The 22,261-nt window shown below is 40.6% G+C and carries 19 protein-coding genes; 17 read left to right on the forward strand and 2 right to left on the reverse strand.

All coding sequences use genetic code 11. The features are described from left to right. Positions 1 to 41: 41 nt before the first annotated feature. Entirely contained in the window at positions 42 to 914 is an 873-nt protein-coding gene (locus tag T501_RS02625; protein WP_044913093.1) for an N-acetylneuraminate synthase family protein, read from the forward strand. Here T501_RS02625 and T501_RS02630 read toward each other — a convergent pair. After that, positions 911 to 2,053 (reverse strand): DegT/DnrJ/EryC1/StrS family aminotransferase, encoded by a 1,143-nt coding sequence (locus T501_RS02630; protein ID WP_044913095.1) that lies wholly within the window; start codon positions 2,051 to 2,053, stop codon positions 911 to 913. The two genes, T501_RS02625 and T501_RS02630, sit on opposite strands and share 4 nt — an antisense overlap. Positions 2,054 to 2,412: 359 nt before the next feature. Here T501_RS02630 and T501_RS02635 point away from each other — a divergent pair, with 359 nt between their 5' ends. From T501_RS02635 to T501_RS02645, 3 genes are all read left to right on the forward strand, one after another. Next, positions 2,413 to 4,140, forward strand: coding sequence for a glycosyltransferase family 2 protein (locus T501_RS02635; protein WP_044913097.1), 1,728 nt, complete (start codon positions 2,413 to 2,415; stop codon positions 4,138 to 4,140). A gap of 358 nt (positions 4,141 to 4,498) precedes the next feature. Then, complete coding sequence (locus tag T501_RS02640; protein ID WP_026511775.1) at positions 4,499 to 4,831, forward strand: hypothetical protein; 333 nt, start codon at positions 4,499 to 4,501, stop codon at positions 4,829 to 4,831. 319 nt (positions 4,832 to 5,150) lie between these two features. Then, on the forward strand, positions 5,151 to 6,431 hold the full coding sequence (locus T501_RS02645) for a UDP-galactopyranose/dTDP-fucopyranose mutase family protein (protein WP_044913100.1): 1,281 nt from the start codon (positions 5,151 to 5,153) through the stop codon (positions 6,429 to 6,431). A gap of 208 nt (positions 6,432 to 6,639) precedes the next feature. Here the strand turns inward: T501_RS02645 and fliD are convergent, their stop codons facing one another. Next, on the reverse strand, positions 6,640 to 7,935 hold the full coding sequence (gene fliD, locus T501_RS02650) for a flagellar filament capping protein FliD (RefSeq protein WP_044913102.1): 1,296 nt from the start codon (positions 7,933 to 7,935) through the stop codon (positions 6,640 to 6,642). 383 nt (positions 7,936 to 8,318) lie between these two features. Here fliD and rpmG point away from each other — a divergent pair, with 383 nt between their 5' ends. The 13 genes from rpmG to T501_RS02715 all read left to right on the forward strand — a co-directional run bounded on the left by rpmG (position 8,319) and on the right by T501_RS02715 (position 22,132). Continuing rightward, positions 8,319 to 8,468, forward strand: coding sequence for a 50S ribosomal protein L33 (gene rpmG / locus T501_RS02655; RefSeq protein WP_022760828.1), 150 nt, complete (start codon positions 8,319 to 8,321; stop codon positions 8,466 to 8,468). Positions 8,469 to 8,516: 48 nt separating this feature from the next. Next, the gene (gene secE / locus T501_RS02660; protein ID WP_026511778.1) at positions 8,517 to 8,735 is read left to right on the forward strand and encodes a preprotein translocase subunit SecE; all 219 of its coding nucleotides are present in this window, start codon (positions 8,517 to 8,519) and stop codon (positions 8,733 to 8,735) included. Between the two features lie 132 nt (positions 8,736 to 8,867). Further along, on the forward strand, positions 8,868 to 9,413 hold the full coding sequence (nusG, locus tag T501_RS02665; protein ID WP_026511779.1) for a transcription termination/antitermination protein NusG: 546 nt from the start codon (positions 8,868 to 8,870) through the stop codon (positions 9,411 to 9,413). 178 nt (positions 9,414 to 9,591) lie between these two features. Continuing rightward, positions 9,592 to 10,017 carry a 50S ribosomal protein L11 gene (gene rplK / locus T501_RS02670; protein WP_026511780.1) on the forward strand — a complete coding sequence of 142 codons (426 nt, stop codon included), beginning with the start codon at positions 9,592 to 9,594 and terminating at the stop codon, positions 10,015 to 10,017. Between the two features lie 14 nt (positions 10,018 to 10,031). Continuing rightward, positions 10,032 to 10,721, forward strand: coding sequence for a 50S ribosomal protein L1 (gene rplA, locus T501_RS02675; RefSeq protein WP_026511781.1), 690 nt, complete (start codon positions 10,032 to 10,034; stop codon positions 10,719 to 10,721). Between the two features lie 341 nt (positions 10,722 to 11,062). Next, a complete protein-coding gene (locus tag T501_RS02680; protein ID WP_050008089.1) occupies positions 11,063 to 12,487 on the forward strand; it encodes a CapA family protein in 1,425 nt (474 codons plus the stop codon). Between the two features lie 118 nt (positions 12,488 to 12,605). Beyond that, a complete protein-coding gene (locus tag T501_RS02685; protein ID WP_026511783.1) occupies positions 12,606 to 13,634 on the forward strand; it encodes a tetratricopeptide repeat-containing glycosyltransferase family 2 protein in 1,029 nt (342 codons plus the stop codon). 173 nt (positions 13,635 to 13,807) lie between these two features. Then, entirely contained in the window at positions 13,808 to 15,055 is a 1,248-nt protein-coding gene (locus tag T501_RS02690) for a hypothetical protein (protein ID WP_050008090.1), read from the forward strand. A 268-nt stretch (positions 15,056 to 15,323) separates the two neighbouring features. Next, positions 15,324 to 16,382 (forward strand): histidinol-phosphate transaminase, encoded by a 1,059-nt coding sequence (hisC, locus tag T501_RS02695; RefSeq protein WP_044913104.1) that lies wholly within the window; start codon positions 15,324 to 15,326, stop codon positions 16,380 to 16,382. Between the two features lie 196 nt (positions 16,383 to 16,578). Beyond that, positions 16,579 to 17,073: a COG2426 family protein gene (locus T501_RS02700; protein WP_197027909.1), complete on the forward strand. Its 495-nt coding sequence runs from the start codon at positions 16,579 to 16,581 to the stop codon at positions 17,071 to 17,073. Between the two features lie 341 nt (positions 17,074 to 17,414). Beyond that, the gene (locus T501_RS02705) at positions 17,415 to 18,368 is read left to right on the forward strand and encodes a class I SAM-dependent DNA methyltransferase (RefSeq protein WP_044913106.1); all 954 of its coding nucleotides are present in this window, start codon (positions 17,415 to 17,417) and stop codon (positions 18,366 to 18,368) included. Between the two features lie 106 nt (positions 18,369 to 18,474). Then, positions 18,475 to 20,598: an NAD(+) synthase gene (locus T501_RS02710; protein WP_044913108.1), complete on the forward strand. Its 2,124-nt coding sequence runs from the start codon at positions 18,475 to 18,477 to the stop codon at positions 20,596 to 20,598. A 172-nt stretch (positions 20,599 to 20,770) separates the two neighbouring features. Next, a complete protein-coding gene (locus T501_RS02715) occupies positions 20,771 to 22,132 on the forward strand; it encodes a hypothetical protein (RefSeq protein WP_044913110.1) in 1,362 nt (453 codons plus the stop codon). Positions 22,133 to 22,261: the final 129 nt, after the last annotated feature.

Raw genomic sequence — 22,261 nt, forward strand, 5'->3', positions numbered from 1 at the left:
TTGAGTCAGATATAAATCAGCGTTTATAGAGGTAGGATAATATGGAATATAGAAAACCAATAGTTATAGCAGAAGCAGGTTGTAATCACATGGGGCAGATGGATATCGCCCATGAACTTATAAATGTTGCCGCGTATTTCTGTAAAGCGGATGCAATCAAGTTTCAAAAGCGTTGTCCTAAAGAACTATTGACAGAGGAACAATATAACGCACCTCATCCAAATCCTTACAATTCCTATGGGAAGACTTATGGCGAACACAGGGAGTTTCTTGAGTTTGATGTTGACCAGCACGCACAACTTAAGAAGTGGTGTGAGGAAGTTGGCATAATTTATTCAACTTCAGTGTGGGATATGACAAGTGCCAGAGAAATTACAGGTTTAAATCCCCGATTTATTAAGATTCCTTCCGCCTGCAATACACATTATGAAATGCTTGAATGGCTCTGTGACAATTATGAGGGCGAGATGCAGCTTTCTTTTGGAATGACAAAGCGTGAAGAAGAGGAGCAGATAGTATCGCTCTTTGAAAAGAAGGGACGTGCAAAGGATCTGGTTCTTTACAACTGTACTTCTGGATATCCTGTGCCTTTTAAGGATGTATGCCTTCTTGAGATTACTCGTATGAGGCAGCAGTATGAGGACAGGGTTAAGGCTATCGGATTTTCCGGACATCACCTTGGGATAGCTGTGGATGTGGCAGCGTATACCCTTGGCGCAAGCTATATTGAGAGACATTATACCCTTGACCGTACCTGGAAAGGCACGGATCATGCAGCATCCCTTGAACCGGATGGAATACGTAAGTTAAAGAGAAATCTTGATGCAGTATACGAAGCACTTCACTATAAAGATACTGAGATTCTTCCAATCGAAGAGGAGCAGAGGAAGAAATTAAAATATAGAAAGCACTAATGCATCTTGTTTGGGTTAAGCACTATATCCAGGATTCTGTCCTGGTCCTCCGGAGACAGATCTTCAAAAATCGGAAGCATAAGAATGTGGTCAGCCATATCTCTTGCCGCATCCAGCTTGCAATTTTTATATTTATTCTTGAAGCATGCCTGATCTGAAGTGATGGGATAGAAGTATTTTCTGGGGAAAATATTATGCTCTCTAAGCTTCAGATATAATTCATCTCTGGTACATTTATAGCCATCAGCCACTATTATCGGATAGTAGGCATAATTTCTTGTTACGTCCTCTCTGGGAGTGAGCAGCTTTATTCTGGGAACGCTGACCAGAGCGCTCGTATATTTGTCATTGCATTTTTTTCTTGCTGCAATGGCATTTTCAATGTGCTTTAAGTTACATAATCCCATGATGGCGCAGAGTTCGTTCATTTTAGCGTTTGCACCGACTGCCACAACAAGCTCTTCGCCGCGGATTCCGAAGTTTTTCAGATTATATAGCTTTTCATATAATTCCGGATCTTTAAAAACTGAAGCGCCGCCTTCAACTGTATTAAATACCTTTGTCGCATGAAAACTAAATACCGAGGCATGTCCGAGATTTCCGACACCGCGATATGTCTTATTTCCTTTTGTATCTTCTGATATTATCCTTTCTCCAAAAGCATGGCACGCATCGTAGATGACCTTCAGGTTATATTTGTATGCGATTTTTGCGATTGCTTCATCATTACATATGTTGCCGTATACATGGACAGGCATTATTGCGACAGTCTTTTCTGTAATCAGGTCTTCAATCTTACTCTCATCAATTGTGCCGTCCTCAGGCTTTATGTCACAAAATACCGGAACAAGTCTGTTTCTTACAATAGCATGAGTTGTAGAAATAAATGTATAAGGAGTGGTTATAACTTCAGAGCCTTCCGGGAATCCGAAGGATTGAAGGGTAAGTTCAAGGGACAAATGTCCATTAACCATAAGGGAAACATATGGAACATCAAGATATTCCCGTAGTTGTTTCTCCAGTTCTTTATGGTATTTGCCCATATTTGTCAGCCAATGCGAGTCCCAAAGAGGCTTGATGGCTTCGATATATTCTTCATATGAGGGCATTGATGATCTGGTAACATGAATTGTTTCCATATGTTTGCTCCTGAATAAGGTCATAAAGAGTAGTCCTTATGACTGACCATTATAACGATTCACAGTTTAGTGATTTTCTGACATTACCCATTTCATCGCAAAGAGTAGAGTTGAATGAAACTAATCTGTGCTTGATTTTGTTAATAAATTTACGATTAATTACATTATAAAGTTTTGACTGTTTTAAAACTATTATAAAAAAATAAAAAAACTATAACTTTATGGTTATTTAGGCAGCCGTACACATATAAATGAAATAGTGTTAATATAATGATGATAAGGTCAAAAATTACTTTTGGCTCTTACGTCATATATTGGAAAGAAGATAAAGTGACTTCACTTTGTTATAGGGGGATGTTATGACGGCTCATGCTACGGAAGAAAAAAGAGAATCGGCGGAATCATTCATATTACGTGCAGGTGAATTTGAGCAGCTCGGAAGCAGCATAGATGAGTATGCAGTTCTGATTGAAGGGCTCAGGGCGCACTACGACAATTACGAGTTGTACTTTATGCTCGGATTGTATTACAGATATAGAAATGCTGATCAGGCATATCTCTGCTTTGAAAATGCTTTGCATTTTTGCGATGAGCCCGAGGATGAAAAAGTCATTCGTAAAGCCCTGGAGGATATAAGCGACCGATCAAATGTGCGAGGAACTTCTATAGTAATAGTTTCATATAATGATTATGAACTCTTAAGGGAATGCCTTCGAGCGATCAGGAGATATTGTCCTGAAAATGGTTATGAAGTAATACTTGTAGATAATGCATCCACCGATGATGCTGTTTTGAGGCTTTTGAAAGAGCAGGCAGATTCTGATAGCCACATTAAGCTTAAAATAAATGATAAAAATGAGGGATTTTCAGCTGGCTGTAATGAGGGGCTGGAACTTTCAAATCCTGAAAATGATGTGTTTTTCTTAAACAATGATGCGGTTCTTATGCCTAATGCTCTCTTTTGGTTAAAGATGGGACTGTATGCAGATAAGAGAAACGGGGCAGCAGGAGCTGTCACAAACTGTGCGCCTTCTCAGGAAGTTTCTATGGAATCTGTGCAGCCTTATCTGGCAGCATCTGCTGTTGAGGGAGCACGGCCGCTTGTTGATTTTACTGCTAACGTCATTGATGCGAAAGGAAAATGGAACGGCTCTTCAAGGCTTAAGGATATTGCCGATTCTATCAATTCAGAAGCTTTGCCATCGGAGCATCGCTGGTGGCGTACGATAAGTCTGGATAGTGCATTGGAAACCGCTAAAAGATATGCTAAAGATCATAATGTGCCTATGTGGAATCCCACCGAGGTGCGTTGCAGACTCACAGGCTTTGCTGTTTTACTAAGAAGGGAGGCGGTTAATAACCTTTTAATTAAGACAGGTGATTCAGCGGGCGAGAAAAAGCTCCTTTTTGATGAAAGATTTTCCCCGGCTTATTTTGAGGATGACGATCTTGGAATCCGTCTGTGCCTTGCCGGATGGCGACAGGTTTTATGCCATAATGCCTTTATATATCATCATGGAGGCAGCGGATTTTCTGAAAAGAAGGACGCCATGGAATATTCCAGAAAGAAGTTCATGGAAAAGTGGGGGTTCGATATCTGGAATTATACACTTCCCGAGGATGATAAAATTGCCGCTTTGATGGATGCCATAGCGCAGAGTGATAGTGGTGCCAATAATTCTTCTAATAAAAATGCGACTGATTTTATAAATAATTCGGATACTGCAAAAGATAATAAGAAAAAAACCGATAATGCGCAGCGGCCGGAAATCAGACTGCGACTCTACAATCGTGTACTGCGTATTCTTGATCTGGAAGCAGGTATGGGGACCACGCTTTCTGCCATTAAATATCAGATGCCTGACAGCTTCACCGCCGGAATCACAAAAGTGGATGTTTTTGCAGGCCTATCTGGATTCATGGCAGATGACATGATTTCCGGGGATCCTGAGATTGTAACTTTCCCGTGGCCTTTGCACAGTTTTGACTATATTCTGGCAGGTGGTGCGGTTGCCGGTGCTCAGAATCCGGAGAAACTACTTGAAAAATTAGGAAAATATTTAGCTAAAAATGGCAGAATTTTGTAAACGCTTAGTGTTAAGATTACGGAATAACGAAAAAATATTTCGAAATTTTTCGGATAATTTGTATGTAATTTCGTTTAATATTTTGAAATTTTCTAATTTTTCTAAAATTTCATTTTAAATATTGTCGAATGAGTGAATATTTCAAACACGAAAAAATGTGCATGAGTTTTGGACAAGACACAAAATGTTCAGAATTTATGCACTTTTTGTCATTATGTCCAAAAATCGAAGATTTATTTATTTAATTTTATTACAAAATTTAAGAAAAAAATAAGTGACGAAAAAACGTTCATACGTTATACTTGTTTTTGCTACAGTAAGACGTAATATCATGTAGTATGAAGAAGGAGGTAAGGAAATGACAAAGGCTGAAATACTTAAAAGAGAAATTTTAGCGCAGTACAAGAGTGTCAGACAGTTCGCGATAGATATGTCAATTCCATATAGTACATTGGTTACAGCACTGGACAGAGGTATAGAAGGTATGGCTTACGGGACGGTGATTAGAATGTGTGATAAGCTAAATCTTAACCCGGTTGATTTCAGTACTCTTGAAAAAGGCACAGACCTTGGAAATAAAATCGTTGAAAATCGTGTAATGCAGCAGTATGTAAAGCTTAACAAGGTAGGACGTAAGAAGGTTCTCGATTATATGGGTGACCTGACAGCTCTTGAAAAATATCACGCTTAAATTTTTAAATTGACTATTCTCCCGGAAGTGAAAGCTTCCGGGTTTTTTAATATTGTAGGGATTTTGCATTGGACCAGTTGCTGTGAGCACCGTAAGGTGTGAACAGTAACGATGTGTCTGGCGAAGCCAGATTTCCGAACGATTTTCCTTGTTATCGTTCGGAAAGTCATAATATAATGTATATTACTGGTGCTGTGGTGTGCATCAGCGATTACAGGGTAGCCGGATACCGTTAGCACACGTCTATTGATGGCTTGCGATATCTGTATCCGATTGTAATAAATAAGATATAAACTATCTTTTATCTAGGAGGAAAAGGATGAAATATGATTATTTAGTTGTTGGAGCAGGACTTTTTGGCTGCGTATTTGCTCATGAGATGGCAAGAGCGGGCAAGAAGGTTCTGGTTATAGATAAAAGGGATCACATTGGTGGAAATATTTACACTGAAAACAGAATGGGCATCAATGTTCATAAGTATGGTGCTCATATTTTCCATACATCCGATAAAAAAGTATGGGAGTACATCAATCGTTTCACCGAGTTTAATCAGTATATAAACTCACCTGTGGCAATTTACCATGATGAGCTTTATAATCTTCCTTTTAATATGAATACTTTCAGTAAGCTTTGGGGAATACGCACTCCCGATGAAGCTCGTGCGATCATAGATGAGCAGGCTAAAAAGGAAGTAAAGCGAATTCTCAAGGAGCGTGCTGCTAACGGTGATGAAAGTGCATCTGAACAGTTGGAAGTGTCAGCAGCCAGCGGCCAGGATATAAGAGAGGGCTTTGAAGCAGCTAATCTTGAGGAACAGGGACTTTCCCTTGCGGGACGCGATGTTTTTGAAAAGCTCGTAAAAGGATACACAGAAAAACAGTGGGGTAAAGATTGCAAAGAGCTTCCTGCTTTTATAATAAGAAGACTTCCTTTCAGATTTATTTTTGATAATAACTATTTTAATGACAGATTTCAGGGGATACCGATTGGTGGCTACACAGCAATTGTCAAAAAGCTCCTTCTTCAGGAACAGTCTGAGAGCGCTTCTGAAAATGGGCTCAGTGGAAGCATCACGGTTAAGACAGAAACAGAGTTTAAAGAATTTATGAAAATGAATGGCGATGTTCCTGTAAAACCTTTTGAGTCTGTGGATGGGGATAGCTTTGATAAAATTCTTTTCACAGGAATGATCGATGAATTCTTTGGATATAAGCTTGGTAATCTTGAGTACAGATCATTGAAATTTGAAACGAAGGACCTTCCTGATGTTGATAATTATCAGGGAAATGCGGTTGTGAATTACACTGAACGTGATATTCCCTACACCAGAATCATTGAGCATAAACATTTTGAATTCGGAACCGGCAAGGGAACAATAATAACCAGAGAGTATCCCGCTGACTGGAAGAGAGGGGATGAACCCTATTATCCGATGAATGATGAGAAGAACAATGCACTTTTTGCAGAGTATCAGAAGCTTGCATCAGAATTTGGTGATGTACTCTTTGGAGGAAGACTTGGCCAGTATAAATATTACAATATGGATCAGGTTATAGCAGCTGCCCTGGATATGTCTGCTGATGTACTGACCCGCTCATAATTAACCAAACGATAGTCGTAATAATTCGTGGCATTTAATGGATGGAGTAATGTTTTGTTTTGTCTGCTTTGTATGGAAATGATGTCACTGCATTACATTCATCCTGATGTTAAAAAAATAAAGTAAACTAAAAACCCGTTCCAATCTATTATGCACAGCGTGCACGAGATAGGAACGGGATATTTTATGTTTGTTATTTTTGAAAAGCTTAGCAGTAATTATTAAACATCATTCCGCTGTATTCGGAGGTTATGTAAGGAGATGGAGCCTCACCACCATGAGGATCCTTGTAGTTAAATACAGGTCGCTCTACATATTTCATAGGATCCAGAGAGATTTCATCTGTTTTTTCTTGAAGAGCTTTTGCGAATTCCTGCAGAGGAACAACCACACCTTTTGGCGGGCCTGATACGGATTTATCGCGAAGACGCTGTGGATCGTAATTGATTCGACCGTTTTCGTTAAGGGAAACTCCATAATCTTCAATTCCCTTAATGTGATTTTCTGCGATTGCTTTGGTTTCGCTTACAAGCTTTGTGTTTTTAAAACCGGTGCTCTGAATATTATCAGCGCTATCCAGGAAGTTATTGTAACCATCAATAAGTGATCTGACGTTTTCAACAAGTGTATCACTTTCGTTTTGTACACCGATAGTAACGGGCTCTCCCGGAGCGGTTGCTGCTTTAAGGGTTATATCAAACTCATTGCCTACTGTGAATCTGTTTGAAGAAGAGGTGTGTTCTGTGCCGTTAAGTGAAAACCTTGCATTTACAGGCTCCTGTGCAATCAGATTCAGTCCGAAATAGGATACGCTGTGAGGATTTTCGGAAGCTTTTGATTCTGTTATTTCAAATCTGAGATTCTGTCCCGGTTTTACTCCGGTATCACTGGATCCGATTATCAGAGTGGTTTTTCCTTCATCATCAGACTGCATTCCGGCTATCAGACCGATGCCTGCCTTGTTTATAAGGCGGGACAGCTTAGCCTGAACATCATAATTTGTATTGCCTTCTCTGATACTATATTGAAATTCGTAATCGTGACCGTTTATGCCCACGTTGAAAGCATAACTTCCTATTGGAAGATCCACGGGCTCGTCTGGTTTAAGAAAATGTCCTGCATTTATCTGATTGGTTGCCAGATTAGAAACTTCTATATTAAATTCTGTGGTGTTGCTTTGATGTTTCCCCACATATTCAACTGTTACGTTATCAGGTTGAGAAGATACGGCTGATTTTTTACCAAGAGTCGTGTTTTCTTCGTTTCCGATTGATTCCAGCTGACTCTTAAGAAAACGGGCGCGCTCTTTTATACCCACGGCCTCCGCCTGGGCATTATCATCCTGTTTTAAAACATGAAGAGGGGATTTTTTATTGATTTTCGCGATAGATTTGTAAACATTCTGCAATTCGCTCTTTTTATGCTTGTCTACATTCGCATTTTCTTTTGCAACGTAAGTGGATGCAAAATGATTATAAGCTTCATTAATACTAATGCCTGCCATGCTGCCCCTCCTTTCTTCCTTGATGTCGTGCGAGTGCTCCTGCCATTCCATTGGCAACCGACACGAGGGCATACAAAGACATGTTTTATTACTTTAACATTATCATCCGGTACGCAATAGCGTCAATTAAATAAGTATAAACATATTGTAAAAAAAGCAGAAAAAGGCTAAAGTATTTTTAGGATTTGCCGAGTATGGTGATTTTACTTCCTGAACGCGCTAAGGAAAAGTGTTTAAGAATCCTGAATTCAAAAATTAAAAAATACAGTTGACGTTCTAAAGCACCTATGCTATATTATACAAGCGACAGAAAATTTAGGTCTTTTTTTTATGCCTTAAAATAGGCGGTAAAATCGATAGAATAACGCACGGAGGAATGAACAATGCGTACAAGAATCACACTTGCTTGCACAGAGTGCAAAAACCGTAACTACGATACAACAAAGGATAAGAAGACACATCCTGACAGAATGGAAATTAAGAAGTATTGCCCTTTCTGCAAGAAGCACACACCACACAAGGAGACAAAGTAATTCCATTATAAGTATGGAGAAAGTCCTTGAGTTTAAGGGGGTTTAGATATGAGCGATAATAATGCTGCAAAAAAAGCACAGGAGAGCAAACTTTCTGCTTTCTGTAAGGGTGTAAAGGCTGAATTCAATAAGATTATATGGCCTTCAAGAGAAGATATCACGAAGCAGACAACTGCAGTGGTTATCATTTCTGTTATTGTGGGAGCTCTTATAGCTGTGTTTGATTATGCTTTTGGTTATGTGATTAACTTCATTACCAAGATTTGATAAAGGAGTATTATGGCAGAAGAGATGCAGAATGAAAATGAACTCGATCTGACTTTGGGCTCTGCTGAAGAAGAAAACACAGATGCTGCCGAGGCTGTAGCTGAGGAAACTGCTGATGCAACTGAGGCTGGCGTGGAGACCACAGAGAGTCCTGCTCACCAGAACGCTCACTGGTATGTTGTTCATACATATTCAGGATATGAGATGAAGGTTAAAGCAAACCTCGAAAAAACTATTGAAAATCGTCATTTGGAGAACCAGATTTTTGAGGTTCGTGTGCCGCTTCAGGATGTAGTTGAGATGAAGAATGGTGCGCGCAAAACAGTGAGCCGCAAAATGTTCCCTGGTTATGTCCTTGTAAATATGGACATGAATGATGATACATGGTATGTTGTCCGCAATACCAGAGGTGTTACGGGATTCGTTGGACCGGGAAGCAAGCCGGTACCGTTGTCAGATGCTGAGATTAAGCCTCTTGGAATCAAGACTGAGAACATGTCTGTTGATTTCGGTGTAGGCGACGAGATTGCAGTTGTTGCAGGCGTTTGGAATGGTACAGTGGGTATTGTTCAGCGTATGGATTTTGGCAAGCAGAGTGCGACTATCAATGTTAATCTGTTTGGCAGAGAGACGCCTGTTGAAATCGGATTTACAGAAGTCCGTAAAGTGACAAGCTAATTGTTTTAAGGTATATCGTAGATATTCTACTATATATAGATGGGTTGAAATTAAGATATTTCAATTCATGGGAACTGGAGTGGGAGCATTTGTGTATTGCTTTCGCTGGTTTTTATGGCGAAGGTGCTGATATACACATGGAATGCGCCTGACCACATTATTTCTAGGAGGTGCCATTATGGCAAAGAAAGTCGAAGGATACATTAAGTTACAGATCCAGGCTGGTAAAGCAACACCAGCACCGCCGGTTGGTCCGGCTCTTGGTCAGCACGGTGTAAACATCGTTGAGTTCACAAAGCAGTTCAACGCTAAGACCGCTGACAAGGGTGATGTCATCATTCCTGTTGTCATCACAGTTTATGCAGACAGAAGTTTCACATTCATCACAAAGACTCCGCCTGCAGCAGTTCTTCTTAAGAAGGCTTGTAACCTTCAGAAGGCATCCGGTGTTCCGAACAAGAACAAGGTTGCAACAATTTCTAAGGACAAGATCAGAGAAATCGCAGAGACAAAGATGCCTGACCTGAATGCAGTTGATATCGAAGGTGCTATGAGCATGATCGCTGGTACTGCACGCAGCATGGGTATTGTAGTAGAAGACTGACGGAGGGCTAAGAGATGAAACACGGAAAGAAGTATGTTGAAGCTGCTAAGCTCATTGATAGAGCACAGCAGTATGAAGCTGCAGAAGCAATCTCTTTAGTAAAGAAGTCTGCTACTGCAAAATTTGATGAGACTGTTGAAGTACACATTCGTACAAGCTGCGACGGTCGTCATGCGGATCAGCAGATCCGTGGTGCGGTTGTTCTTCCGCACGGAACAGGTAAAACTGTTAAAGTTCTTGTATTTGCAAAGGGAACAAAGCTTGATGAGGCACAGGCTGCCGGCGCTGACCATGTAGGTGGTGAGGAGCTTATTCCTAAGATTCAGAACGAAGGTTGGCTTGACTTTGACGTTGTAGTTGCTACACCTGACATGATGGGTGTTGTAGGACGTCTTGGTAAGGTTCTCGGACCTAAGGGTCTTATGCCTAACCCGAAGGCTGGTACAGTAACAATGGATGTTACAAAGGCTATCAACGATATCAAGGCTGGTAAGATTGAGTACCGTCTTGACAAGGCTAACATCATCCACTGCCCTATCGGAAAGGCATCTTTCTCAGAGGATCAGCTTGAGCAGAACTTTACAGCTCTTATGGATGCTATTGTTAAGGCTAAGCCTTCAACAGTTAAGGGTCAGTACCTTAAGAGCATCTCACTTGCAACAACAATGGGCCCTGGTGTCAAGGTAGTTGCAAACAGATATTAATTTATAGTTGATATTTGTTAATGAGTATACAAAGCGCGAAATCAGTTAATGGTTTCGCGCTTTTTTTCTGCCCAAAAACTAAAGGTATTTGTTTTTCTCAGAAAAACAGGAATCTAACCTTCCCTTTTTGCCCACAAGAAGTCACATATTTGTGTTATTCTATAGTAAACAGCAGATATGCCTGCTGCTTACTATAGGGCCTTATGCGGATTTTGTAGGGGATATGCCACTTCGGTGAGCAAGATCCGGTGCTGCCAACGACAGTAGGCAATTTCTAATATCGTTTACGATATTTACGGGAGATGAGGCAGAGATGAGATTAAAATCTCTGCGTTAATATTATGAAAAAAGATAGTTATAATGATGAACGCAATAAGAATGGGAAAAAATCAACCGGACTAAATGCAGCTGTAATTGCGTCGGTGATTGCTTTTCTGCTAACACTTTCAATAGGAGCCATTGTGTTGTTTGCAATGGGTGCAAAGAATAGGAATATAGATAATATAGCGGAAGAGGAATCACTTGAAAGTGATACGCAGGCGAGGGTTCCCGGAGCCACTAAGATTGAAGACCCTGCCTTGAATAATAGTTCTAAAGCGGATGGTGGATTGGAATCTAATCAGTTTGTTAATGATCCAAATGCGAAAGATTTGGAGGGGGCTGAGAATCAGCAGACAGATGATACTGAAGATAATTCTGAGGCTGGCGACGCAAATGCAGATGATAATGAGGATAATTCTGAAGAAATAGCAGTTGTAGATGAAGCTTCGATAACGGATCCTCAGTGGGAACACCTGATAACACCACAAAACGCTGACTATGTATCTCTCGCATTTGCAGGGGATATTTTATTTGATCCGGGATATGCCATCATGAATAAGATAAGGCAGAATGGCGGCGGCATAGATGGGGTTATTGGAGGCAGTCTTCTTTCTTATATGAGAAGTGCCGACATAATGGTTGTGAATAATGAATTCCCATATTCATACGGAGGGACTCCGACAGAGGGGAAGACCTTTACATTCAGAGCAGAACCATCATCAGCAGAGCTTTTGAATCAGATGGGGGTTGATGTAGCTACACTGGCTAATAATCATGCGTATGATTATGGACAGACAGCCCTTTTGGATACATTATCTGCAATAGACAGTGTAGGAGTGGCAAGAGTCGGCGCTGGAGCTAATTTGGATGAAGCTTCTCACCCTGTGTATTATATGGCCTCAAATGGGTTGAAAATAGCAATAATAGCGGCAACGGAGATAGAGAGGATTGATAATCCTGATACAAAAGGGGCAACTGATTCCTCTCCGGGTGTGTTTAGATGTCTTGATATAACAAAGCTTGTAAGCAGAATAAAGGAAGCCAAAAGCACAGGAGCTTATGTAATTGTCTGCATACACTGGGGAACTGAGAATAAAGAAGAAATCGACTGGTGGCAGGAAAAGCAGGGACCTGAAATTGCTAATGCCGGTGCAGATCTGATTGTTGGAGCACATCCTCACATATTGCAGAAAATAGGTTATATAAATGGAATACCTGTGGTTTACAGTCTTGGAAATTATCTGTTTAATTCAAAAGAGCTGGATACCGGGCTTTTGAGGGTAAATATCTATACAGACGGCCATACGCAGCTGCAGTTTGTTCCGGCTGTTCAGAGTGGCTGCACGGTAGCTGAAGCAACCGGTGACAGGAAAACAGCGATACTTAACCATATGCGTGCAATCTCACCTGGCGTTTCTATTGATGAAGAAGGCTTCGTTCAATGATATTGACACTTAATTTACTTTTGAGTAACATATTAATGGAGGATTATCGGAATTTCGAGAAGATAGTGCAAAATAGACGATAATTGTAGTATGGCAAAGAATGTGAGAGGTGCGTTCTATGATTACTATTAGTTTATGCATGATCGTAAAAAATGAAGAGGAAAAGCTTCCAACCTGTCTGGATTGCATCAAAGATCTGGTTGACGAGATGATAATCGTTGATACGGGATCTACCGATAAGACAATTGAGATTGCAAAGTCCTACGGCGCTAAGGTTTATAATTTTGAATGGACCGGCAGTTTTTCGGATGCCAGAAATTATTCCTTCGAGCAGGCCACATGTGACTTTATATATACAGCGGATGCTGATGAGACGATTGATGAGGAAAACAGGGAGAGATTCAGGCAGTTAAAAAAAGATATAGATGAACTGGATATTGATGTGGTTCAGATGTATTACTGTAATCAGCTAAGTCATAATACTGTTTATAATTATGACAAAGAGCTGCGTCCTAAGCTTTTTAGAAGAATTAGGAAATATGTGTGGCATGATCCTATACATGAAATGATAAAGCTTGACTCCACGGTTTGTAACAGCGATGTAGAAGTTAAGCATAATCCTACTGAGGACCATGGGGAGAGGGATTTAGCCGCATTTAGAAGAGCTATAAGAGAAGGCGAATATATAAGTAAAAGACTTCACAATATGTATGCCAGAGAGCTGTTTATGGTGGGGACTGACGAAGATTTCATGCTTTCAAAGGAATTTTTTGAAGAGTCCATAATGGATAACGGAAGAGACCTTGATCAGATTAAGGAAGCAGCGTGCGTTCTGGCTCATATAGCAGTTTTGGATGGGAAGACCGAGGAGATTTTGAAGTATTGCTTAAAGGATCTTACAACTATTCCATCGAGTGAAATGTGCTATGAACTCGGTAACTATTACAGGAATAAAGGGGATCTTATTGAGGCGATTATCTGGTATTACAATGCGGCATATGAGACTTCACCTATACTTGAAATCCACAGAGGCGGAGACATGGCACTTCATAAGATTTCCGAATGCTATAGGGAACTTGGTAATCTTGAACAGGCTGAGGATTATGAGGCAGCCGCAAATAACTGGCAGATACCTTCAAATGAGTAATTATCCGGTATTATCGGAGTCGTATTCATGAAGTAAAAAACTAATGGCAGGCTTAAACGATACTTTCGAAAGCTTGCCATTTTTGCTGAGCAGAGCACTTAGCGAAGTTTTTTATGAGCTTAGTGAGAGCCATGCAAGTCCACTTGGCAAGGTATTTTCGAGCTTAGTGGAGCTTGCTGAGCAGAGCACTTAGCGAAGTTTTTTATGAGCTTAGTGAGAGCCATGCAAGTCCACTTAGCAAGGTATTTTCGAGCTTAGTGGAGCTTGCTGAGCAGAACATCTGCTCACATACACATAGAAAAGGAAAATATTTAATTCATATGATAAACAAAAGAGTTATCCGGTTATTAGCTGCTTTTTCGCTGTCGCTTATTTTGACATGCACGGAAGGCTGCAGCAATAATCAGTCATTGAATGTATCAGGATCGGGGCAGAGCAGTAATGAATTAACAAAACAAAATCCTGCTGGAAACTGGTCAGTTGAAGACGGTTATATAAATGCATCTGTTGAAACGACAAACACCGCTGCTGAGGAGGTGCAGAATTCTGAGAGTTCCCTTAGCGTTCCTACTTATGTTACAAAGGTAGATAATACCTGGTTTATTGTGGATTGCTATCATGATCAGATTATTTATAGTGAAGATCTGTCGGCTCCATTATATGAGTGGAAGGTACTCACGAAGGATGCAAAACAGCCTCATACCATGGCGTCTGATGGAAAAGTTATACTTGTGGATGATACGGAGAACAACAGGGTTCTTGTTTTTGAAAAACAGGACAGCGTGTACGTTAATACACAGATTTTTGATGGAATAGGAAACAGGCCACATTATACGGTTTATGATGAGGAAGATAAAGCATTTTATGTCTGGAGCTCAACCACCGGTGAGATGTATATTTTCAGGCATGAGGACGGCAGCTCTAAGATATATCTTACAGAGATAAGAAAGGCCGGAGGTGGGGATAAAAGCACGCTTGATGGCACATACATCAGGTCTTTTTATATAAAAGATGACGACATTTATTTTGTATCCGGAATTGGTGCTGATGGAAGGCCGTCCGGTATACTTATCTGCGATAAGGATACTCTTGAGATTAAGGAAAAGATAGAAGTACCTGATTCCATGGCAGGAATGGTGGCTATGGTTAAGGAAGGGGATTATTTCTACATCACTGTGTCTACAGATGTGGCAGGGGACCAGAATGCTGCAACAATGGTCAGAACAAAGGATCTGAAGGGACTTATGAAAGGTGATTTTGAAGAGATATATTCTGACTATTTTGTTGGCGGTGGAACTCCCTATAATATCACGGAAATTGATGATACTTTTTTCCTGACAGAGCACCGTCTCCCGGGGCATTATGTATGGAGCTTCAGGATTGAAAACAACGAGATAACGGATGTCAGGGCAGTGTTCTAGTATATTGGTTTATATAGGTTACTGTCCAGACAGCTCTGCGCACTTGCTGCGCTGAGCGTGAGAATGTTCTACGTCTTGAATATAGGATTTGCCCCTTTGCCGAAGGCAACTGGAATGGGCAAATCCAGTTGCTGTGAGCACCGTAAGGTGTGAACAGTAACTTACAAAGCTCTTCTGATACTTGTATTATGAAATTTACTTGTATAAAAACACTTTAGTGTAGTATTATGGTAAAGTGCTAAATAATTGAAATCTGAGGAGAATTATTATGAGCTGGGAAAAATCTGTTAGAAGAGTTACGCCATATGTTCCTGGGGAGCAACCAAAGGATAAAAATATAATTAAGCTTAATACAAATGAGTGCCCATATCCGCCGGCTCCAAAGGTAAGAGAGCTGATAAGTGGTCTTAGATATGAGGATATGAGGCTTTATCCGGATCCGGAAGCAAGCAGTCTTATTAAAGCTCTTTCCGGGTATTATAATGTGCCGGAGGATCAGATATTCGTTGGTGTAGGATCTGATGATGTACTGTCAATGTCATATCTTACTTTTTTTAATTCAGATAATCCGATTCTTTTTCCGGATATCACTTATTCGTTCTATGATGTGTGGGCAGAGCTGTATAAGGTCCCGTATAAAAAAATACCGCTAAGGGACGATTTTACCATAGACTTTACTGAATATTATGGTGATAAGCAGCCAAATGGAGGCATAATTATAGCCAATCCGAATGCTCCTGTGGGTATTTACGAACCTGTATCAAAAATCGAAGATGTAGTGGCACATAACACTGATTCGGTATGCATTATCGATGAAGCGTATATTGATTTTGGCGGAGAAAGTGCGCTGCCTCTTATAAAGAAATATGATAATGTGTTGATAGTGCAGACATTCTCAAAATCAAGAGCTATGGCTGGTATGAGAATCGGTTATGCCTTTGGCTCTAAGAAACTGATAAAGTATATGCAGGATGCAAAGTTTTCATTCAATTCATATACCATGAACAGACCTTCGCTTGAGCTTGGCATAGCTGCTATTGAGGATGATGTTTACTTTAAGGAGACCTGCAATAAAATCATAGCTACCAGAGAGCGCGTGAAAAAGGAGCTGTCAGCGCTTGGCTTTACTTTCCCTGATTCAAAGGCTAATTTTATCTTTGCAAAGCATGATAAGCTTACGGGAGAGGAGCTGTTTCTTGCACTGAAAAATGCAGGAATATATGTAAGGCACTGGAATGCTGACAGAATTTATGATTATCTTAGAATCACGATAGGCACTGATGAGGAGATGGATAAGCTTATTTCTTTCCTGCAAAAATACTTGTAGTATTTATAGCCTTTTGGTAAAATTGTGCACTGGAGTGTTAATTTTTTGATGTCTCAAGATGAAAGAATTGTATTTTTTTAAACAGATAGTCCGGCTTAAGGAAGTTTCTTTAGCAGATAACCGTGATTTATGTCCGGGACATCAGCAGTACTATTTTGGAAAGGCTATTTTTATGCTTAGGTTTTTAAAAGGATCACTGATTGGTCAGTACATTTTTTGCTTTTTATTGTCCATGGTACCACTTGTAGAGCTTAGAGGTGCTGTTCCTTCAGCCCATGCATTTGCACAGACTGCAACGCATTTCAATCTGGTTTTAGGATATATTATTATTGCTATCGGGAATATGATTCCGATGCCCTTCATTTTCTTCTTTGCAAGAAAGGTACTTGAGTGGGGAAAAGATAAACCGCTTATCGGAAGTTTTTTTACCTTCTGCCTTGAAAAGGGAGAGAAGGGTGGAAAGAAGCTCCAGCAGAAAGCAGGCGGCGGATTATACTTTGCGCTTCTTTTGTTCGTAGGAATCCCTGTACCGGGAACAGGAGCATGGACCGGAACACTTGCAGCAAGTATTCTTGATATGGACTTCAAGAAAAGCGTTCTTGCGGTTGTAGGTGGAATTGCACTTGCCGGAACAATTATGGGTATTGTCAGCTTTTTGACTACCAGTGCTATTCTTGGGTTAGCGCACTAACATGTAAATATGCTTTATAGGACGACTAAACCGTTACCTTTTCTGGTTAAATGGTTTAGTCGTTTTTTAGTTTCGAGGAAATGCATATGAAATATCATTAACTTAATAAAATATTAAATTTCTCTCATAATTCAACCATAGTTATTTTAGTTATATTGTAATAGAATGATGATAGGTTAAAAGGCCATAATGCGATTATGCTTGCATAAATCACAGCATGCCTTTTTGACCATTACATCATTGAATGATATTGAAGCAATCGCATGAACTGTGCATTGCACTTAGCGAGAAAAATATGACCACTCAACTTTAGGGTGCGCGTTGATTTAAGGAGCCGGATTATGGAAGCATACACCGATTTTGCGAAGGTATATGATGAATTTATGGATGAAACGCCTTATCATGACTGGGCGGAATATATTTCAAAGCTCATAGCTGCATATGGCATTTCAGCACCTTATAAGAAAAAAACAGGTAGCAATAATTCTGACAGCAATGTGGATGGTTCGACCGGAGATGAAGCATCTGAAGATGGTTTATATGATGACGGAGTTGATGAAGCTTCCGGGGAGGATGAGGATGCCCTTCTTTTGCAGGAGCAGAATCTCGTTGTTGAACTTGGCTGCGGGACAGGAAGCTTTACAGAGGAGATGGCAGAGCTTGGCTATGACATGATAGGAATCGACTATTCCGGAGAGATGCTTGGAATTGCCAGGAAGAAGATGGAAGAGTCGGGCCATGATATCATGTATCTTGAACAGGATATGTGTGATCTTGATCTGTTCTGTACGGCAGGAACCATAGTCAGTGTTTGTGACAGTATTAATTATCTTATTGAGGATGAACAGATCAGGAAGGCATTCACCAAAGTTAATAATTATCTGTATCCGGGCGGGCTTTTTATATTTGATTTTAATACGCTTCATAAATACAGGGATGTTATCGGAAATGTGACAATTGCCGAGAACAGAGAGAATTGCAGCTTTATCTGGGAAAACTTTTTTGATATTGATACGAACATAAATGAATATGATCTGACCTTGTTTGTAAAGCACAAGAAGAGTTCAGGGAGTGATGAAACTTCTGCTGGAATTATGGCTGAGGATCTCTTTGAAAGGTCAATAGAAACTCATCTTCAAAGGGGATATACACTTGATGAGATGAAGGCGTTTATTGAGCAGGCAGGCATGACTTTTATCACTGCGATAGATGCTGATACTCACGAGGAGCCTACGGAAAACAGTGAACGAATTTATGTGCTTGCAAGAGAGCATGGAAAAGATGTTAACAATTAAAGAGCCGGTTACCGTTAGCGCACGACCTTTGGGCGCTTACGGTATCCTTATCCGAATGGACTCAGGTCAGATATAAACTAACGTTAATAGAGGTGGTAGATACAATATGAAGGACGGATTTATTAAAGTAGCAGCGGCAACCCCTAAGATAAAGGTTGCAGATCCTTTTTATAATGCTGAGAGAATAATCGAGCAGATGGATGAAGCTGTAAAGAATAATGCAAAGATCGTGGTTTTCCCTGAGCTTTGTGTGACAGGATATACCTGTGGGGATCTTTTTCTGCAGGACACTTTATTACTAGGGGCGCTGGCGGCTCTCAGGAAAATTGTAAAGCACAGCGAGAGCCTTGACGGAGTGTTTTTCGTGGGAGTTCCTATTGAATACAATGGGAAATTGTATAACTGTGCGGCTGTTATAAACAACGGCGAATTAACAGCACTGATTCCCAAGACCTATATACCTAATCATGGCGAATTCTATGAAATGAGACATTTTGAGAGTGCTGACTCTCTGGGAGATGACACTGTGCTGGTGTCTTACAAAGCTATTGGCTTTGATTGTGATGAAGGCGGATGTGATGATGACGATGATGAGGATTGGTGCGAACTTGGAAAGGAGATAATAGATCTTTCCGATGTTGTTAAAGGCCTTAAAATCGGCTGCGAGATTTGTGAGGATTTATGGGTTCCCAATACTCCTGGAACAGAATATGCCCTTCAGGGAGCTACTTTGATTGTAAATCTCTCAGCCTCCAATGACATTGTAGGGAAAGACACTTATAGGAAAAATCTTGTGCAATCTACCAGCGGCCGTCTCATAGCAGGATATATATATGCTTCTGCAGGAGATGGAGAATCCACGCAGGATCTCGTTTTTGGTGGACATAATATTATTGCCGAGAATGGAACCATCCTTGCGGAGCAGAAGCTTTTTGAAAACGGAATCACCTATGCAGATATTGATATAAACCGAATCCTGCATGAAAGAAGAAAAACCACGACCTTTGGCGGAAGGAAAAAAGAAGAGGAAATATCTGACATATCCTGTGAAATTAAGTTCGAAGAAACCAGGCTGAGCAGAGTATTTCCTGCTAAACCCTTTGTCCCTTCGTCAGAGTCTGAGCGCACAAAGAGATGTGAGCAGATATTAACGATACAGGCGATGGGATTAAAGAAGAGACTTGAGCATACGGGCTCGAAAGTGGCCGTTATTGGCGTTTCTGGCGGCCTTGATTCAACGCTGGCACTTCTTGTTACCACAAGGGCTTTTGATGCGCTATTCCTCGATCGCAGCGGAATAATAGCTGTTACCATGCCCTGCTTTGGTACAACAGACAGGACTTATCAGAATGCCTGTGAGCTTGCAAGAGCTCTTGGAGCAACCCTTAAGGAGGTTGATATCAAGGAGGCTGTTACAACTCATTTCAGGGACATTGGACAGGATATGAACACGCATGATGTGACCTATGAGAACAGTCAGGCAAGAGAGCGCACTCAGGTGCTTATGGATATTGCAAACAAGATGAACGGTATGGTCGTAGGAACAGGTGATCTGTCTGAGCTGGCGCTTGGATGGGCAACCTATAACGGTGATCATATGTCCATGTACGGAGTCAATGCAGGTGTTCCCAAAACACTTGTGAGACATCTGGTTAAGTACTACGCTGACAATTGCATTGATTTGGCTTCAGGATTCAAGGCAGATAGCAAAGTACAGGAAAAGAAGGCCTCAGGTAAAAAGTCATCGGATAAAAAGGCATCCGATAAGAAGATTGCAGATAAAGAGACTGCTCAGAAGATAAAACAGCTGGAGCTGGTAAATAAGGTCCTTCTTGACGTTCTGGATACACCTGTAAGTCCTGAGCTGTTGCCGCCTACCGATGGGAAAATTTCCCAGGAAACTGAGTCGATTGTCGGCCCTTATGAGCTTCATGACTTTTTCCTTTACTATATGCTTCGATGCGGATTTACCAAGGAAAAGATACGCAGGATAGCATATAAGACCTTTTGCGATGATGTTAAGAACAGAGAAAAAGATACAGAAAATACAGATGGATTCTATGACTATGAAACCATAGACAAGTGGCTTGATATATTCTGCAGACGCTTTTTTACACAGCAGTTTAAGAGAAGCTGTCTTCCTGATGGCCCCAAAGTCGGCTCGGTTGCAGTGTCTCCAAGAGGTGATCTGAGGATGCCTTCAGATGCAAGTTTTGCGCTGTGGATGTGATTTTTTCCGAATCTTAAATTTATATAAAAAAACTATGCGTGTCCCTTAAATGTACATGACATTTTTGTGACACGCATCTTTTTTGTTGTGTACAATGCTATAATGACTGCACAGAAACCCGTAGTTTAGTGGGGAGGGAGTTTCCCGCACCGCCATGTAAAGGAGTGCGCTTATGAAGAAAAGAATTTACCCGGCTGTGCTGACATTGATGATAGCCTTTTTATTTATACCTGTATCTGTAAAGGCTGCGAATGTAACAGAAGCAATGTACACAGATGGCTTTGAAAAGGCTTCAGATTATGAAAAATATGCTGCAGGGGATAAATCCCTTATTGATACTAATGTGTGGGTTGAAGGCGATGCTAAGGGCTATGATGAGGCATCAAATTCTATCATCATTAAGACCGATTCCGGTAACTGGTCAGTATATTGTGGAAAGGATGGCACTGAGAGCTTTAAAGAGCTTATAAAGCAGGTTCCGGGAAAGAAGATAAGAGTCTTTGGAAAATATCAGGGAATTGATGAATCACTTAATATTCCTCGGGTTAATTTCCTTTATGACAATGTAATAGAGGCGGCTTACAGACTTGAATCTACCGATAACGATTTCAGAATTTCCTACCTCGATTATGCTATTGGAATGCCTGATTTGGATACGGAAAAGACATACTACGGCATGAACTTTAAATCATCCTCATCATTTACGCAAAAGGGCGACAGTGAAACGGATTATTATTATTTTGATGCTCAGACACCTGCTTTTATAATGCTTCATGCGGAGGATCTCAGTGACCCGGTATATAAATCATATTCTGAGGATACTATTCTAGACACTTTTGTCAGTGTTTATACAGATAACAATGATACGGTTTTCAAAAACGAGAGAACAAATATCGGCGGCATGAGATGTGCTATAGTGGAGTCTACTTTCAGTGATGAAAAGCTGCCTTGCAGCATGAGCCTTTACAGTGTAATGGCAATTGCAAATGATCACTGTTATTATCTTGGATGCACTCAGCCGTATCTTTCTACCGAGACCTTTAAGAGCGTGATCCCCGCAATGCTTGAAAATGTAAGTTTTCAAAATGAGGCAGATAGTACGAAACTGAATGCTGACAATGAAGGCGCAGAAAAAATAGATGAGGCTCCAGCTGATGATAAGACAGCTGATACAGCAGGTACTGATAAAAAGGCTTTGGAGGAGCCTTTGGGAAAAGCCGGCACCAATAATACTGAAGGCGAGACAGAGAAAAAAGATGTTCCTACCAAGGCAGAGGTTGTCGGGCTTTATACCATGACACTAGAACTGGTTCACGGATCAGGACAAACCACAAAAGATACAGGTGAGAATTTGTATTTTGGTGAAAAGGACCTTACAAATTACGATGAAACAACAGGTGTATGCACTGTTGAGGAGGAAAACTTTTCAATGGTACTGACCTTTGAGTATGACAAGGACAGACGTATCATGTGTCATGGATCTGTTACATCAGGCGATAACGTGGGTTCCATAATTGGACTAAAGACAAGCTGAACTTATCTGTTTTATCTTGAAATAGAGGAATCGATTTGGGTGGATAATCCCCGGGCTTTATGGTCCGGGGATTATTAATGCCCTGGTGTCAGGCAAAATTCTGATGGAAATTTGGGAGCTTTCTTTGAC

Origin of the sequence: Butyrivibrio sp. WCE2006 (assembly GCF_000701985.1) — a bacterium.
Classification (GTDB): Bacteria; Bacillota; Clostridia; order Lachnospirales; family Lachnospiraceae; genus Butyrivibrio.